The organism is [Borrelia] finlandensis (genome assembly GCF_030438365.2).
Lineage (GTDB): Bacteria > Spirochaetota > Spirochaetia > Borreliales > Borreliaceae > Borreliella > Borreliella finlandensis.
Genome location: NZ_CP124070.1, coordinates 744284 through 761306, shown reverse-complemented (window position 1 = coordinate 761306; position 17023 = coordinate 744284). Strand labels below are relative to the sequence as shown.

The window sequence follows — 17023 nt, the reverse complement described above, 5'->3', positions numbered from 1 at the left end:
TATATAGCATAATATTTTAACATTGAAATATTATCATAATTACATTATTTTTAATATATGTTTGAAATAGAATCAAAAGCATTTATTCCTCCAAAAGAGTTAAAAAGAATTATTAAGCTAGCAAATAAAAAATTTAAGTTTATTAAAGAAGAAATAAAAACTGATATCTATTACTCAAACCAAAAAAAAATTATAAGAATAAGAAAATTAAATACTCTAGAAAAAATTGTCACATTTAAAAAAAAAATATTAGACAACAACCATACTGTAGAAATTAATAAAGAGATAGAATTCAAAATAGATAGTATTAATAATTTTTTAACCCTTATAAAAGAGCTTAAATTTAAAAAGCTATACAAAAAGATAAAAAAAAGTTTAATTTATCAAACTAACAATTTAAATGTAGAGATAAACGAAATAAAAAATCTTGGGTTTTTTTTAGAAATAGAAAAAATAATTAACAATCAAAATGATATAGACTTGGCAAAAAAAGAAATTGATAACATAATCAACCAATTTGGATTAAAAGAAAACATCGAAACTAGACCTTACTCTGAATTACTTTCATTGGCAAATCAAAGTAAAAAATAATTCATTGGAATTAGAGCTTAAAGTAGAGATTACAAGCCCTTGATTGCCATAAATTCCAATCTGAGGGCTTTTAACATCACTCTTAAAATTCTCAAGCTTATTTAAAAAATACCAATTTTTATTCTTAAAATAAATTAATCTCACATTATTATTGTCTTCAAAAGCCAAAAACAAATTATTTTTATAAAGCCCAATGTCAGTACTTAAACCTTCCATTTCAACATTAGGGCTTATATTAATCCATCTACTACTTTTCAAGGGACAAATGTTTACAATAGGTCTATTTTCAGAAACAAAACTCATAATTATTTGATTAAAATTAGAATCAAAAAAGCCTTTAATAAAATTAGCCATATAAACAGAAGGAATATTTGCATTTACCCAAGCATTTTCATTGTTTATAATAAATTCAGATTTAATCTCATTATTTGACTTATAATTATAAAAAATGCCCAAAAAAGGTTCAGATATTAACCCAATGTTTGATGAATTAACATTAGAATCACCTTTACTTAAATAAGAATGTATTACATCGGTCCAAATACTTCCGTAACCCATATTCGAGATTAAATTAATTTTATATTCACCCCTAATTTCCCTTAAATACGCTAAATACAACCTATCTTTTAAATCAATGCTAATATTTAATAAAGATCCAAAATTTTCTATGTGACCAGGACTAATATCAATCCATTTTCTACTATTAAATTTTTTAACTACAAGCTCACTGGCGAAATCAGCCCCCGATTTCGTAACAAAAGCAATATATAAATTTCCTTTGGAATTAATTGAAAAATCAAAATTAACTATATTAGTAATATTTCTATTAACAGATGAATCAAGATTAAACCAACCAACATCCTCAATAAATTCAGCAACTTTAATATCATCGCTATTTTCTAACTGATAAGCAATATAAATATTGCCTTTATAAATCCTTAATACATATTTTTTAAGCTTGGCAGTTAAATTTAAAACAGGCAAATCTTTTAAAGTAAAAAATAAATCTTCTTTTTCAATCTTAGATGTTTTAGCTTTCAGGGAATCGCTACTTAAAATTGAAAAATCTAAATCTGTAAGCAAAAACTTAATGTTTTCATTTTTAGTACCAACATATATTATTGCATAAAGAGAATTTTTATCTAATCTTATTTTAAAATCTCTTCTTTTTACTTTATCAGTTATATATTTTTTATTAGAAATATCATAAATTCTAAAAACAAAATCGGAATTTGAACTCTTATCTAGGGTTAAAATATAATCAGAAGATTTGCTAACTTTTAAGTAAACACTTCCTTTCCCATTTTTGCTTAAAATACTTAAAGGACTAATTTCTGTTAATATTTGATTTGCTTGAGCTTGAATAAAAGAAAATTTTGTCAATAAAAATAGCAAAATGAATGTCTTATTTATTTTCATATTTTTTTACATTCAAAAATATTAACACATATTCTAAAAATGATAAAATTGCAAAAAAAGCAGCACAAACATATGTAATTTGAACAATAAATAAAAATTTAAATTCAAAAGTTAAAATGTAACTAATAAAATTTTGAACGGGCTCTGTAAAGTTCAGTTGATTTAAAGTATAAAATAAAAGGCTTGCAAAAGTGCAAACAGCATAAAGAAGTGACTTTAATTTCCCCAAAAAATTTGCTTGTTGAACTACATTAAACTGAATAATTAAATTCCTAACAAACCCAATAGAAATTTCACGATAAATAAATATTACAAAAAAATAATAAGGGGTTATACCTTTGTAAAAGAAAAAAACAAAATATGTTAAATGTTGCAAAACATCCGCATAAGGATCTAAAATTTTACCTACATTGCTAACAAGACCATATCTTCTTGCAAGATAACCATCAATAAAATCAGTAAATTCATTAAAAATAATTAAAAACCAAATAATTCCAAAAAACAAATACGAAAAAAATACATTTTCCAAAAAAAATAAAATTAATATGATAAAGGAAAGTGCAATTCTAGCTAATGTTATTTTATTAGGGGTAATGACCTTGATTAAATTATTCAATTTATCAAATCTCCTTATCTCTTATTTTAAATAAAATAAATTTAAGAGCTTCATCAAGTTTAATTCCATTTATTTGCTCATTTGTTCTTGTTCTAATAGATATTCTCTCTTCTGTTGCTTCTCTCTCACCAATTATAAACATATAAGGTATTTTTTTAGCCTGATATTCTCTAATTTTAGCATTCATTCTTGAGGAACTATTATCAAGCTTTATTCTAATCCCCTCATTTTTAAATTTATTAAAAACCTTAATAGCATAATCTTCGACAATATTGTTAACAGGAATGATTACTACTTGAACAGGAGATAACCATAAAGGAAACGCACCACCATAATGCTCTACAAGAATTCCAAAAAATCTTTCAATAGATCCTAACAAAGCTCTATGAATCATAAATGGTCTTTTTTCTTTACCATCCTCAGCGGTATAAGTCATATTAAACCTTTCAGGGAGATTAAAATCAAATTGAATTGTACTCATCTGCCACTCTCTCTCAAGCGAATCAACTATCTTAAGATCAATTTTAGGCCCATAAAAAGCACCTCCCCCCTTATCAATTTCATAAGGAACTTCAAAATCGCTTAAAGTCTCTTCAAGAACTTTTAAAGACATTTCCCAATCAGAATCATTGCCAACAGATTTGTCAGGCTTTGTAGAAAGATATGCCTTTAGATTGCTAAAGCCAAATTTACTCCACATATAAATAGCAAACCTAAGAACTTCTTTAATCTCATCTAAAACTTGAGAATGGGTGCATATAATATGAGCATCATCCTGGGTAAACCCTCTGACTCTCATCATACCATGCAAAGCGCCTATCTTTTCATAACGATACACAGTGCCAAGCTCGGCCCATCTAAATGGCAAATCTCTATAAGAATGCTTACCTGTATTGTAAATTGCAATATGAAAAGGACAATTCATGGGTTTAAGATAATAATCACTTTTATCCATTTCGATTTTTGCAAACATGCTATCCTTATAAAAGTCTAAATGACCAGAAGTTTGCCAAAGCCAAGATTTACCAACATGAGGGGTAAAAAGAATATCATACCCATTTTTAGAGTGCTCTTCTCTCCAAAAATCTTCTATTAAAGCTCTTATTTTGGCACCATTGGGATGAAAAAAAACAAGTCCTGGCCCAATCTCTTCATGAATAGAAAATAAATCAAGCTCTTTTCCAAGCTTTCTATGATCTCTTTTTTTTATTTCCTCTCTCAAATTAAGATAAGATCTCAGTTCTTTTTCATTATTCCATAAGGTTCCATAAATTCTGGTAAGCATTGGGTTTTTTTCACTGCCCCGCCAATAAGCCCCAGCAATACTAGTAAGCTTAAATGCCCTTGGATCAATTTTATTCATATTCTCAACATGAGGACCTCTACAAAGATCGACAAAATTGTGACTCTTGTAAATAGAAACTTCATTTTGTAAATCAAAATTTTTAATCAAATCAATCTTATAAGGTTCATCTTTAAAAATTTCAAGAGCCTGTTCTACGCTTATTATCTCTTTTTCAAAAGAACTTCCGGTCTTTAAAATTTCTCTCATTCTATTTTCTATGTCTAAAAGAGAATCTTCTGTAATCTGCTTTTTAAATTCAAAATCATAATAAAAACCATCTTTAATAGGAGGACCTATTGCAATCTTGGTATTTGGAAATAAATCAAGAACAGCTTCTGCCATAACATGAGCTATTGAGTGTCTTTTTTTGTAAAGAATATCTTCTTTATCTAAATCTTTGCTCACAACAATACCTTTCGCCTTTCGCTTTTCGCTTTTCGCTTTTCGCTTTTCGCTTTTTATTAAAAAATTAAAATTCACACTCATCACTTTTACGCAAAAATACGCACCTCAAATATTTATAATTACTAAATTAAAATATACAAAAAAATTTTCTAAAAAAATAGAGATAAGAAAACAAAAACCTGAAAATAAATTCTCAATCCATAGCAACTATTGATTCAATATTAAAATAAAAAGACATTGCTAAAAAAAATGTAATAGTAGAAGAACCTCCATAAGAAAGAAAAGGAAAAGGAATCCCAGTAATAGGAAGAACTCCTAAAGACATTCCAACATTAAAAGAGGTATGAAAAAATAAAAGTCCCAAAATTCCAGATATTACTAAGGCCATATATCTATCTTGACTTTTATTCATTATTATCAAAAATTTAAAAAAAAGGAAAAAAAATAATATTAAAATAGTGCTAACACCCAAAAACCCAAACTCTTCGGCAAGAATAGAAAAAATAAAATCTGTGCTTTGAGATGGCACATAATTAGCGTGGGTATAAGGTCCCTTTAAAAATCCTTTACCCAAAAGACCGCCAGAACCAATTGCTATTTTAACCTGATTTAAATTCCAACCAGCACCCTTAGCATCAATAGCCGGATCTAAGAATACCAAAAACCGTTTAATCTGATAAGTCTTCATTAACTTTGAAAGAACCTTTGAAAACACTATTGAAACTAATAAAATAGAACTTGCAAAAAATACATAAAAATAAATTATTTTAATACTTAAACCATATTTAGAAATGAAAAATCCTAAAACAGAAATCAAAAGAATTAAAAGCAGCACTCCCATTATTACTCTAAAATAAAAAGGATTTGAGAAAATAAGATAAAATACATTACCCATATTCACCTTATACTCATACCAAACCGGTAAAATTGCAAAAACAAAAGAAAAAAACCCTATCAACGCAAATGCTAAAACATAGTGCAAATCTATTCCTGCAAAAAAAGAAATAAATATAAAAATGGTTAAATATACTATTGCTGTACCAAAATCGGGTTGCAATAATATAAGAATTACCGATGGAAAAATTAATAAAAATGCAGTAATAAAGGTAAAAAATTCATTATAACCCTTTTTTTCAGTATAAAATTTTGAAAGGGTCAAAACAATAATAACTTTACCAAATTCAGAAGGCTGACCTCCAAGTTTCCATATGCCAATCCAAGATCTTGCTCCATTTACTGTCATTCCAAAAAATGCAGTAAAAATTAAAGCCAATATTAATAAAAAATATAAAGGATATACCATGCTATAAACAAATTTTAAATCATATTTGCCCACTATAAAAATTAGAAAAAATCCAATAATTACCCAAAGGGTTTGTTTTATATATTCATTCTTGGTTAAAGATCCACTAATATTATAATCGCTAGAATAAATCAACAATATACCAACAAAAGAAACTATAAGTAAGCTTATCAAAGCCAAATAATCATAATTTTTTCTAAAAACCATTAATCTACCTAATATACCACGGTCTATAACCTTTAAGAATATCTTCATAACTTTGATTTGCAAAAATGCCTTGCATTATTAAATCTGTAGATTTTGCAGGCCACCAATCCACATTACTTTTCGCCTCAACCAAACTAAAAACAATAATTTGATTATCGGCTGAACCGTTATAAGGGGCAAGTCCAATAAAAGAACTATTTTCAAAACCATCTATACCGGTTTGACCAGTACCTGTTTTTCCTCCAACCTTAACAGCTTTGGTAAGAACTGCATATCTTGCTGTACCATAAGTTATAACACTTCTCATATATTTTTTCAGAAGTTTAAATGTGTTTTTACTAATAAGATTTGTCTTTCTTAATATTTCTGGTTTATTTTCAAGAACAACCTTATTAGTACCACCTTTTAAAATTTTATTTACAATTCTAGGTCTATATACAACACCTTCATTTGCAATCATAGCAACCATGTTAACAATCTGCATAGGAGTAGCATTTAAAAATCCTTGACCTATTGAAAAATTTACAGTATCTCCTCCTACCCAAGGCTGATTAAAAGTTTTTTCTTTCCACTCAGGACTAGGAAGAAGACCAGCTACTTCATTTGGCAAATCAATTCCTGTTTTTTCTCCAAACCCAAATTCTTTTGCATATTTTCTAATTCTATCAACTCCAAGATACTTAAGCCCAAGTGTATAAAAATAAACATTAGAAGAATGTGCAATTGCCTCTTCTAAATTAACATACCCATGACCACCGGGCTTCCAACAATGAAAAATTCTATTTCCAACTTTAAAATATCCAGGACAATAAATTTTACGATCTTTGTCTATAACTCTTTCTTCAAGAATGGCAGCAGCAACAACTAATTTAAAAATAGACGCAGGCGGGTAAACAGATTGAATTGCTTTATTTAAAAAAGAGTAATCTTCCTTATTATCTTTATTGTAAACATCTTTCATAGAATAATAAGGATAATTGTGAAGAGCAAGAACAGCACCTGTTGATGGTTTTAATACTACAACAGAACCATACCTTTTACCTAAAGCATTCTTAGCAAGATCTTGAATATCTTTATTAATATTAAGCACAACATCATTACCAGGCACCATATTTTTTATAATAGAACCATCGTCTATTCTTCTCTCCTTAGAATCTACCTTGTATTTTATTAATCCCTCTTGCCCTCTAATGTAATTATCATAAACTTGTTCAACGCCTAACTTTCCAATCGTAGAAGTATTATCATACCCACTAACATTGTAAAACGTTCTAAGCTCTCTTTGATTTATTTGCCCAACATAACCGATTGAATGCGAATATGAATCGTCAACTAAATAGTTACGCTTAAAAGAATAGGACCACAAAAGAGCAGGATAATAAAACTTCTTTTCAGAAATTTTGAAAAGCATCTTTGGGGTAAGTTCAATTATTTCAACATCCTTAAGATATCCGCCAGGCTCTTGAAGTTTAGACAAAATAATTGATTTATCAATATCTAGAGTGCTTGATAAAAAATCTATCATCTCAATTCTAGTAGCAGCAGGCATATTGTAATACTGTTGTAAGCTTATCTTTAAGATAAACATGGTTAAATTATTTGCCAAAACATTGGAATTAGAATCCAAAATCTCACCTCTTGAGGCATTGATTTTTTCCAATCTTGATAAAAAAACATTAGCTTCTCTGTCATAAAACAAATGCTTACCAATCTGCATTTGGAATAAAATTGCCAAATAAAGCACCATAATTATTATTAAAAAAAATATGCCAAACTTGTATCTAAAATTTGTTATAACACCCACTAATAATCCTCTTTAAAAGAATAAAAATTTCTAGTAAAATAATTTTGAATTGGATATAAAAAGTTAATAGACATTATATTTACAATAAGATCAAGGTTGAAAATTGAATAATTAAAAGATTTTAAGTCTACAAAATCATAAAACACAATAGCTAAAAACCATAATATAACTTTTGAAAGAATAAAAAATATTGTCATGCTAAGCATATTTTTGGGCATGAATAATTTTATTTTATTGTTAAAATAAAATATTATCGTATACCCAAAAACAAAAAATCCAAGTGGCAATCCTGTAAAATAATCCATAAGAAGACCATATAAAATGCTAGATAATAATCCCACATTAAAAATAAAATTCAAAGAATTAAAAACTAGAAAAATTAAAAAAATATCTATTGAAAAATAAAAATAAGTTGCAAAATAGTGTTGAAAAATTTTGCCCAAAAATGCGCTAGAAATAAAATATGTAAAAAATGTTGCCATTATTCACCAATCTCTTTGTTGTTTTTAACAAGAAAAACATACTCAAGCTTATCTAAAACTATAGCTGGCTCTACTTCTATTTTTAAAAGAGAATTGTAATCAAGAATATGAAAATTTGTAATCTTTCCAATATAAATACCAACTGGATATTCACTAAATCCAGCAGTAACAATAGAATCCCCTATTTTTAAATCTTTTTCAGCAAGTCTATTAACGTAATTCATTTCAAGTTTTTTACCATAACCATTGCCTTCTATAAGGCCTATAAACCTACTACTTTGAATCCTTGCGGACACAAAATTTTCATAATTAGTTAAAGGCAAAATTTTAGCAGTATTAGAATAAACCTTTACAACTTTGCCTACAAGGCCACTAAATCCATCCTGATATGCAACTGCTATCATATCCTTTTCTATCCCATCATTGAATCCTTTATTAATAGCCATTAAAGTCGATATGTTTGAATAGTTTAGATATATAATCTCTGCCGAAATAAAATCGCTAGAGCTTGACGAATAAAAATTTAATTGCTCTTTAAGACGAACATTCTCTTGCCTTAGTGACTGTATATTCTGAGTGACTATTTCAAGCTGTTGTATCCTTTTTTTATAAAATTCTATCTTGTCCTTGTAATTTTTGTATTCATTTACAGTTTTAAAAACATTGGAAATAAAACTAAAAACCCCATGCATTCTGCTTTGAATATAAGAATTAAGAGTAAAAAACAAAAAATTATCTGATCTTCTCTTTTGAATGCTGCTTGAATCATAAATCATAAAAACAAGAGAAACTATCAATACCAAAAGTACTTTGATAAAATTCTTGAATTTGACAAGAAAATTCATAACTTATTCATTGATAAAACTGTAAATATTCTTACTAATATCTATTCTATTGGCATAATCATAAAATAACCCGGCACCAACAGCTACCGAGAGAAGCGGATTGTCTGCAACATAAACAGGAACTCCAGTCTCTTTTGAAAGAAGTCTATTTAAACCCTTAAGAAGAGCCCCCCCCCCTGTCAAAATAATGCCACGCTCAACAATGTCTGTAGCAAGTTCTGGGGGAGTTGCACCAAGAGTGCGCTTAACTTCATCCACAACAACATTTATAGGTTCTTGCAAAGACTCTCTTACTTCCATAGAATCAACAAGTTGCTTTCTAGGAAGACCAGTTACAGCATCTGTACCCTTAATGTCTATTTTTTCTACCCTTAAATTTTGAATATCGGGATATACATTTCCTATCCTAATTTTCAATTTTTCTGCTGTCTGTTGACCAATTATAATATTATGAGAATTTCTCATATACTTTATTATGCTCTCATCAAATTCGTCACCACCAGTCCTAATTGCTCTACTTACAACCATGCCACCAAGAGAAATAACAGATATTTCTGTAGTTCCACCCCCAATATCACACACCATATGACCTGTAGGTTCAAAAATAGGAATATCAGATCCAATAGCAGCTGCAAGAGATTCTTCTATTACTTTAACTTCTCTTGCACCAGCATTCATTGCGCTCTCTTTTACAGCTCTTCGCTCAACCTCTGTAATACAGGTGGGAACACCTATTACCATTCTTGGCTTAAAAAACAATTTTTTACGAGAAAAAATTTGATTAATAAAATATTTAATCATCTTCTCTGTATTCTCAATGTCAGCAATAACTCCATCTCTAAGTGGGCGTACAGCTTTAATATTTTCTGGAGTTTTCCAAAGCATTTTTTTAGCATTTCTACCAACCGCAACAACTTTATTACCTTTGGTAATATCTATTGCAACAACAGAAGGCTCGCTCATAACCACGCCATAATCTTTAATATAAACCAATGTATTACATGTTCCAAGATCAATGCCAATATCTATTAAAAAAGACTTAAACAAATTCAAAACAACCTCCCTAAAAGTCTTCCAAAGTAATTCCAAGTCTCTCTCTTGCTGCTTCTAAATAAGGATTAAGATTGAGAGCTTCTCTCCAGTATTTTCTAGCTTTAGGATAATCTTTATCTTTCTTTCTATATATATCTCCTATTTTAACATAAACGCTAGAATTTGAACTATTAATTTCTAGAACTTTATTATAGTAATTAAAAGCACTGTCATAATCGCCTTTATCTAATAGAATGTCTCCATAAAGCAAATATACCTTTTGAATTAAATTTTCATCCGTTTTTTCACCCTTTGATAATTTTCTTTTCTCTTCTTCTATTATTTTTTTTATATACTCAATGCTTTTGTTTATATCATTCAACTTATAATTAACATAAGCTAAACTCCAAAGCACTAAATCAGATTTATTTTCATTAAAAGCTTTTTCAAAAAACTTCAAACTAGATTTGTAATCTCTTAAAAGTTGATACGAATATCCCAAATATTCAAAAATATCTTCTCTAATATTCATGAAATCAAAATTATCGGCACTTAAGGCCTTCTTTAAAAATTTTACAGCAAGCTCGCTATAAAACTCTCCTTTATGAGAATATGCCTTTCCTAATATGTAATACAAAGGGCTTATGGAGACTCCATCACTTATAGAAATTAAAAATCTTAGCCTTTCTATGGATTTATCTAAAAATTCTCCTTTTAAATACCCTTCATTGACTATTAAAGAATAATAAAAATATGAAAATCCTAAAAGTAAATTTAAATTAAAATCAAATCTATGATTTTTAATATCATTCTCAGCATAATCTATTATTTCTTTATATTCTTTTTTATCCCAGAGTAAAAGCAAATCAACTTCTGTTGGACCTGCCTTTAAATAAGAACTAGAAAAAGATTTAAAATATGATAAAATGTAATAAATTAAAAAAATGAAAATGAAAATCATAAATGAGTAAAAAATATATCTTAAATATCTTATTTCCATTTAAAACTCTCTTTTAGGTCAATGAAATTAAGCTGACACCCATAAGCCGAGTTCTGTACTATGCCATCATCTCTCTTGTTTTTTTATCGCTAAAAAAATCATGCGATCTACCCGCAAGCATGTCCTCAAGAACAAAGGGCGCTTACATACTTGATCTTGCTCCTAATGAGGTTTATCTTGCCTGTATTTATTGCTAAATAAGCGGTGAGCTCTTACCTCACCTTTTCACCCTTACCTTTTACGGCGGTAATTTTCTGCGACACTTTCTTAGGTTTAAAACCCCTAGGCATTACCTAGCATTATGTTCTTATTGGAGCTCGGACTTTCCTCTTAAGCTTTAATTATAAAACTAAGCGATGGCTGACTGCCAGCTTAAATAAAAAGTATCAAATTAATAAATTTTATTCAACAAGATCTGCTAAACTACCAGGAATTATTTCATCGCTTATTTGAACTTTATCCTGATAATAAAGTATTCTGCTGCAATAAGGACAAAATTTAATATCGTTGGGCTCACGTCTTACTTTATTTGCAAATTCAATAGGAAGTATCATATGACAGCCTTTGCAAACATTGTTAACCAAAGGCACAACTCCATTTGATTTATTTCTTATTATTCTTTGAAACTTAAATAAAAAATCTTCATTCATTTTAGAAGCACAATTTAACTCTTCACTCTCTATTTCTAAAAGTTTCTTTTTAATTTCTAAAAGCTCCAGCTCAAAACTACTGCTTTCAACTCTAAAACATTCCTCTTCTTTACTGTGCTTCTCGTTGACATCTAATATTTCCTTTTCTATTTTAGTTTTAAGCCCATTAACATGTGTCATCTTTTTTCTAATTGTAACTTCATCGTCAATAATAACCTGAAGTTCTTTTTCAAGAGCCTCATATTCTCTTTGCGTTTTAATGCTATCAATTTTTTCTTCAGCCTTGCTCTTTCTTGAATTAATATCTTGAATATCTAACTTTAAAGCAGAGTCTTCTTTTTGATACTCCTTAAACTTTTGTTGCAAATCAACAAGAACTTTCGACAATTCTTCAATCTGATTTTTTTTCGCCTCCAAATACTTGGGAATACTTTTTCGCCTTTCTTCAAGCTCAAACTTAGATTTATATATAACTTCAAGTTTTTTTAATGTATCAATATTATTTTCCATCAATCCTCCTGTTCAATTTAAATCTTCAAGATAATCTTTTAATTTTTGAGTTTTTTTGGGATTTTTAAGCCGCCTTAATGCTTTAGATTCAATTTGCCTAATTCTTTCTCTTGTAACATTAAAATGAAGTCCAACCTCTTCAAGAGTTAAAGAATAGCCATCTTCAAGTCCAAATCTCATTTTTACAACTTCTTGTTCTCTTTCAGGAAGAGTTCCAAGAATTGCTCTTATTTGATCTTGCAAAACTACAAAAGATGTGTGATTTGCAGGATTTTTTATTGCCTTATCCTCAATAAAATCGCTAAGAACAGAATCCTCCTCTTCTCCAATTGGTGTTTCAAGAGAAACAGGTTCTCTTGAAACACTCTTTACAGTTTTAACCTTTTTAAGTTCCCATCCAAGTCTGTCTGAAAGCTCTTCATCTGTGGGATCTTTGCCTAAAACTTGAATTAAATATCTAGTTTCTCTATTAAGCCTATTTATTTGCTCAATCATGTGCACAGGAACTCTAATTGTGCGAGCTTGATCAGAAATAGATCTTGTTATGGCTTGTCTAATCCACCAAGTAGCATAAGTTGAAAACTTAAAACCTCTCTTATATTCGAACTTTTCAACAGCTTTAATCAATCCAATATTGCCTTCTTGAACAAGATCAAAAAAATGAAGGCCTCTATTTGCATATTTTTTAGCAATGCTTACAACAAGCCTTAAATTAGCCTTAATCAACTGATCTTTAGCATGCTGCATCATTTGCTTCCCTTTAGCAATCTCTTCTGACATGCTTATTATTTTATCAGTTGGATATTCATAATACATCTCAATTCTCTCAAGTTCTTTTTGGGCAAGCTGCGCCTCTGTAATCTGCTCTTTAATAGCATCTTCTTTAAGCTTGAGAGATTTTTCTATCTCTATTTTTTTTTCAGCAATAGTTAAATCTCTTCCAAGCACCCTCAAATCTCTTATTTTTTCAATTTTCAGCCTGCTTAGAATTATTCTTTGTTGTCTTTGTAAATCTTTTATTTTGTTAGCAGAGTCAATATAATCATCTGAGAAAATCCTTAGCTCCTCTTGATACAAAGGAATGTCTCTCAAAAGCTCTTTTAGGGCTAATCTTTCCTTTTTTAAATTCTTTTCAAAAATATCCCCCCCAAGATCATACACCCTATGCTTATTATCTACATAACTTATTAAACGATCTTGAATTGGCTTTAAAGGAATTTTGTAAAAAGAGGCAATTCTTTTTTTTTTATTATAATAATCCGGACTACTCTCTTTATCCTTATCTTTTTCTCTTTTAAAAAACTCTTCCCTTTCCATTCTTGAGTAAATAGTATTCACAAGATTATAATAATTTTCTATAACAAGTCCCTCATTCTTAAGAATATTCTCAATTATACTCTCTCCAGAATCCATTTGCTTTGCAAGTTCAACTTCTTGATTTCCTGTTAATAAAAACTCTTTTCCTATTTCCTTTAAATAAAGCTTGATTGGATCTTCTGAGTGACTATCTTTTAAAACATTACTTTTAATATACCCTGAACCTAAATCATCCTTAATAGAAATATCTTCTTCATCACAATCATCCAGCTTAACATCAATGTCAATATCTTCCTCATCACTTTGAAAACCATCATCTAAAATCATAAAATTTCTATCAGATTCAATTTCAACCTCTTCCTCTTCATCATTTCCATCTTCACTGACAACCAGATCTAATTCCGAAATTTTATTAACCAAACTTATTCCCCTATCCTCAAGTACCGAACAAATACAATCAAGAATCTCTGGTTCTAATATATCATCGGGAAGTAAATTTGATAATTCACTAAAACTAAGAGATTTTCTATCTCCCAAATGAGTAATAATACCCTCTATCAGCTTCGAATATTTCTTTTCCAAATCCGACAAAACCTAACTCCCTGGAACATCATCTATGTAGATTTTTAAATTTTTTCTCTGCATATTTAAAAACATTAACTCATTTATTTGAATCTTAGCATTTACCAAAGAGTCCCCATCATATCTTTTTTTGCAAAGCAAAACACGAGAATCTAATTTTCTTCTCTTGATTGCAAGTAAAATATGAATGAGCATCTCATCATCCACTTCAAATTCAGAATTTAAAATTTCTTCAAAAAAAAATTCACTAACTTTATAGGTATCCTTTAAATTTTTTTTTAAATCCATTAATGAAAAATCTTTATTATTTTCAAATAAATTTTCAAAACACATAAAAACTTTTCTGGCATCGACATTAATTAAATCACTATCAATAATATTGCGCCTTACTATGCTAAAATAACTAAAATTTTTCAACAAAGCTACTATTAGATACCTCTCATAAGAATCATCATTATGAGCATACAAATTTCTTTTATTATTGTCAACTACAAATCTTTCTTTTATTCTATAATAATCTTTCAATAAAGTTGTCACGCCAATACCAAGTTTATTGCTTAGCTTGTCTAAAAAAATTTTTTTCTGAGTATCTACTTTTGATAAATTTATCAAATTTAAAAATAAATTAATCATGGCATTTAAATCTACAGTTTTATTTAAATCATATTTATTAGAATAAACATCCAAAAGATATTCAAAAGCATCACATCTATTATTCAAAATTTTTTGCAAGGAGTCTACGCCCTCACTTTTAAGAACATCTGCAGGATCACTACCAAAATCCATTCTAACAACACTAACATTGATATTAAACGGCAAACAAATTTGATAAGCTTTTAAAGTTGCAGAAAGTCCAGCATCATCCCCGTCAAAAGAAAATATTATCTCATCAGCATATCTTTGAATTAAAGCTAAATGCTCTTTTGAAAAAGCAGTGCCAAGAGTAGATACAGCTCTCTTAATCCCAGATGTAAAAAAAGCAAGAACATCTATATATCCTTCTACTAATATAACTGATTTTGTAGATTTAATCTCCTCAAAACCCTCATAAAATCCATAAAGAAGCTCCCTTTTTTTAAAAACTTCAGTTTCGCCTAAATTAATATACTTAGAACCTTTCCCATCTAAATCTCGACCTCCAAAACCAACAACATTTCCTTTAAAGTCTTTAATTGGAAAAATTAATCTTTGAAATAAAATAGAAACTTTGGGATTAGTTTTCGAGAACAAACCGCTTTTTCTAAGTACTTCAGAAGAGTATCCTTTTGAAACTAAAAAATCACGAAGCTCTAAACCATTTTTAAAGTTAAATGGCAAATAACCAAGTTCAAATAAATCAACAATTTCCTTAGATATTGCTCTACTCTTTAAAATATAATCTAAAGCTTTCTTGTTTTTACTTAAAAAAAATTTAATGGTATTAATTAACCGAGAATTCAAAGAGTAAATTTTTGAAACCATGTCTTTATTTTCATTTTTATTTTCACTTCCTCGACTTATTTTTAAATCATCATAATGAATGCCGGATTTTTCGCATAAAATCTTAAGAGCATCATTGTAATTGATTTTTTCCATATCCATTAAAAATCCAATAACATCTCCACCCTTTTTGCATCCAAAACAATAAAAATATCCTTGCAAAGGATTTACAAAAAAAGAGGGGGTTTTCTCAGCATGAAAAGGACAAAGACCTTTGTAAGCAGATCCCGATTTAACAAGCTTAATATACTGCTCCACAATAGCTACAATATCAAATTTACTTTTCATTGAAGCTACAGTTTGTAAATACTTCATACTTTTTAATCCTTAGTAATAAAATTTTTAATATAATCTTTTGCCCCTAAAAGATGTGATGAATATTCTGATGAAAATTGATGTGTGCCCAACTTAGAATCTTTTACAACAAAAAATAAATATTGCGTATTTTTTGGGAAAAAAGCTGCTTGCAGCGAAATAATACCGGCATTTGAAATTGGAGTAGGAGGATATCCTTTATTAATATATGTATTATAAGGAGAATCTATCTCTAAATCTGAAAAATAAATTCTCTTAGGATGGCTTCGTCCTAGCTCCTCTGTAATAACATATTCAATAGTAGCACAGGATTGTAATGCCATACCAGATTTTATTCTATTGTAAAAAACCGAAGACATTATTGGGGCCTCACTTTTAACCCTATATTCACGTTCAACAATAGATGCTATTATTACCCTATTGTAAAGCTCCTTACTTGAATAATCACCAAGAACAACTCCTATAGACTTAAGCTTATTCAAAAAATTATCAACAAACATGCGAACTACATTCTTTATTTCTACACCCTTATAAAATTTATAAGTATCTGGAAATAAAAATCCCTCAAGAGAGTCATAATCAAGCCCAAGCTCATAAATAAAGGATTTTTTGTTGATTAAAAAAAGAAAATCTTGAACATCATCAATAACAGAAAATTCCTTAAGCTTTAAAGCAATTCTTCTGCTAGTATACCCTTCGGGTATTGTAACATCAATATTTACGCTAGAAGATCCCTTTAAAAACTCTTTATATATTTCAAATGTAGAAAGATCGCCATTTATTAAATATCTCCCCTCTTTAAATTGTTTATCACTACCTAAAATATATGAAATAAAAACAAGAAGCAGTTCGGATTTAATTAACTTTTGTTTTTTCAATTCTTTAGCTATTTTTTTAACTCCCCAACCTTTTTCAATATTAAATTCATAAACTAAGTCATTTGCCAAAGAAGATAAATTTAAAAAATATATAAAAATTGACAAAATAGATCCTAAAAAGAAAAAAAGAATAAACACTTTCCCAATTTTAATAAACACAAGAATCTCCTAGCCAAACAAAAGTCTTTGCTAATTACACTTTAGCTATCAATTAAAATTTTTAATTGATAGCTAACATCATAT

The 17023-nt window shown here is 28.7% G+C and carries 14 protein-coding genes and 1 other RNA gene; 1 reads left to right on the top strand and 14 read right to left on the bottom strand.

Annotated elements, in window-relative coordinates; all coding sequences use genetic code 11:
• Nucleotides 1-57 precede the first annotated feature (57 nt).
• Nucleotides 58-591 (top strand): class IV adenylate cyclase, encoded by a 534-nt coding sequence (cyaB, locus tag QIA19_RS04200; RefSeq protein ID WP_002665721.1) that lies wholly within the window; start codon nucleotides 58-60, stop codon nucleotides 589-591.
• Here cyaB and QIA19_RS04195 read toward each other — a convergent pair.
• From QIA19_RS04195 to mltG, 14 genes are all read right to left on the bottom strand, one after another.
• Complete coding sequence (locus tag QIA19_RS04195) at nucleotides 565-2010, bottom strand: hypothetical protein (protein ID WP_301366042.1); 1446 nt, start codon at nucleotides 2008-2010, stop codon at nucleotides 565-567. The two genes, cyaB and QIA19_RS04195, sit on opposite strands and share 27 nt — an antisense overlap.
• Nucleotides 1997-2626 (bottom strand): CDP-diacylglycerol--glycerol-3-phosphate 3-phosphatidyltransferase, encoded by a 630-nt coding sequence (gene pgsA / locus QIA19_RS04190; protein WP_008882268.1) that lies wholly within the window; start codon nucleotides 2624-2626, stop codon nucleotides 1997-1999. Before pgsA ends, QIA19_RS04195 begins: the two co-directional genes overlap by 14 nt.
• 4 nt (nucleotides 2627-2630) lie before the next feature.
• Nucleotides 2631-4376 (bottom strand): threonine--tRNA ligase, encoded by a 1746-nt coding sequence (gene thrS / locus QIA19_RS04185; RefSeq protein WP_301366041.1) that lies wholly within the window; start codon nucleotides 4374-4376, stop codon nucleotides 2631-2633.
• A 193-nt stretch (nucleotides 4377-4569) separates the two neighbouring features.
• Complete coding sequence (gene rodA / locus QIA19_RS04180) at nucleotides 4570-5886, bottom strand: rod shape-determining protein RodA (protein ID WP_008882187.1); 1317 nt, start codon at nucleotides 5884-5886, stop codon at nucleotides 4570-4572.
• Between the two features lie 4 nt (nucleotides 5887-5890).
• A complete protein-coding gene (gene mrdA / locus QIA19_RS04175) occupies nucleotides 5891-7690 on the bottom strand; it encodes a penicillin-binding protein 2 (protein ID WP_301366039.1) in 1800 nt (599 codons plus the stop codon).
• Entirely contained in the window at nucleotides 7690-8172 is a 483-nt protein-coding gene (gene mreD / locus QIA19_RS04170) for a rod shape-determining protein MreD (protein WP_008882249.1), read from the bottom strand. The genes mrdA and mreD overlap by 1 nt, the downstream gene beginning before the upstream one ends.
• On the bottom strand, nucleotides 8172-9017 hold the full coding sequence (mreC, locus tag QIA19_RS04165) for a rod shape-determining protein MreC (RefSeq protein WP_002657455.1): 846 nt from the start codon (nucleotides 9015-9017) through the stop codon (nucleotides 8172-8174). The genes mreD and mreC overlap by 1 nt, the downstream gene beginning before the upstream one ends.
• Nucleotides 9018-9020: 3 nt before the next feature.
• Nucleotides 9021-10070, bottom strand: coding sequence for a rod shape-determining protein (locus tag QIA19_RS04160; protein WP_301366036.1), 1050 nt, complete (start codon nucleotides 10068-10070; stop codon nucleotides 9021-9023).
• Nucleotides 10071-10080: 10 nt separating this feature from the next.
• Nucleotides 10081-11049 (bottom strand): tetratricopeptide repeat protein, encoded by a 969-nt coding sequence (locus QIA19_RS04155; RefSeq protein ID WP_301366034.1) that lies wholly within the window; start codon nucleotides 11047-11049, stop codon nucleotides 10081-10083.
• A gap of 24 nt (nucleotides 11050-11073) precedes the next feature.
• An RNA gene (gene rnpB, locus QIA19_RS04150) (RNase P RNA component class A) lies at nucleotides 11074-11424 on the bottom strand.
• 26 nt (nucleotides 11425-11450) lie between these two features.
• The gene (locus QIA19_RS04145) at nucleotides 11451-12209 is read right to left on the bottom strand and encodes a zinc ribbon domain-containing protein (protein WP_301366032.1); all 759 of its coding nucleotides are present in this window, start codon (nucleotides 12207-12209) and stop codon (nucleotides 11451-11453) included.
• Between the two features lie 12 nt (nucleotides 12210-12221).
• Complete coding sequence (gene rpoD / locus QIA19_RS04140) at nucleotides 12222-14117, bottom strand: RNA polymerase sigma factor RpoD (RefSeq protein WP_301366030.1); 1896 nt, start codon at nucleotides 14115-14117, stop codon at nucleotides 12222-12224.
• A gap of 3 nt (nucleotides 14118-14120) precedes the next feature.
• Complete coding sequence (gene dnaG, locus QIA19_RS04135) at nucleotides 14121-15902, bottom strand: DNA primase (RefSeq protein WP_301366028.1); 1782 nt, start codon at nucleotides 15900-15902, stop codon at nucleotides 14121-14123.
• 5 nt (nucleotides 15903-15907) lie between these two features.
• Nucleotides 15908-16939 (bottom strand): endolytic transglycosylase MltG, encoded by a 1032-nt coding sequence (mltG, locus tag QIA19_RS04130; RefSeq protein ID WP_301366026.1) that lies wholly within the window; start codon nucleotides 16937-16939, stop codon nucleotides 15908-15910.
• Nucleotides 16940-17023: the final 84 nt, after the last annotated feature.

What these genes read in the sequence shown, in the direction of transcription:
- cyaB (WP_002665721.1), top strand. Translation starts at nt 58, where the DNA reads ATGTTTGAAATAGAATCAAAAGCATTTATTCCTCCAAAAGAGTTAAAA.
- QIA19_RS04195 (WP_301366042.1), bottom strand. Translation starts at nt 2,010, where the DNA reads ATGAAAATAAATAAGACATTCATTTTGCTATTTTTATTGACAAAATTT.
- rodA (WP_008882187.1), bottom strand. Translation starts at nt 5,886, where the DNA reads ATGGTTTTTAGAAAAAATTATGATTATTTGGCTTTGATAAGCTTACTT.
- mreD (WP_008882249.1), bottom strand. Translation starts at nt 8,172, where the DNA reads ATGGCAACATTTTTTACATATTTTATTTCTAGCGCATTTTTGGGCAAA.
- mreC (WP_002657455.1), bottom strand. Translation starts at nt 9,017, where the DNA reads ATGAATTTTCTTGTCAAATTCAAGAATTTTATCAAAGTACTTTTGGTA.
- QIA19_RS04155 (WP_301366034.1), bottom strand. Translation starts at nt 11,049, where the DNA reads ATGGAAATAAGATATTTAAGATATATTTTTTACTCATTTATGATTTTC.
- QIA19_RS04145 (WP_301366032.1), bottom strand. Translation starts at nt 12,209, where the DNA reads ATGGAAAATAATATTGATACATTAAAAAAACTTGAAGTTATATATAAA.
- dnaG (WP_301366028.1), bottom strand. Translation starts at nt 15,902, where the DNA reads ATGAAGTATTTACAAACTGTAGCTTCAATGAAAAGTAAATTTGATATT.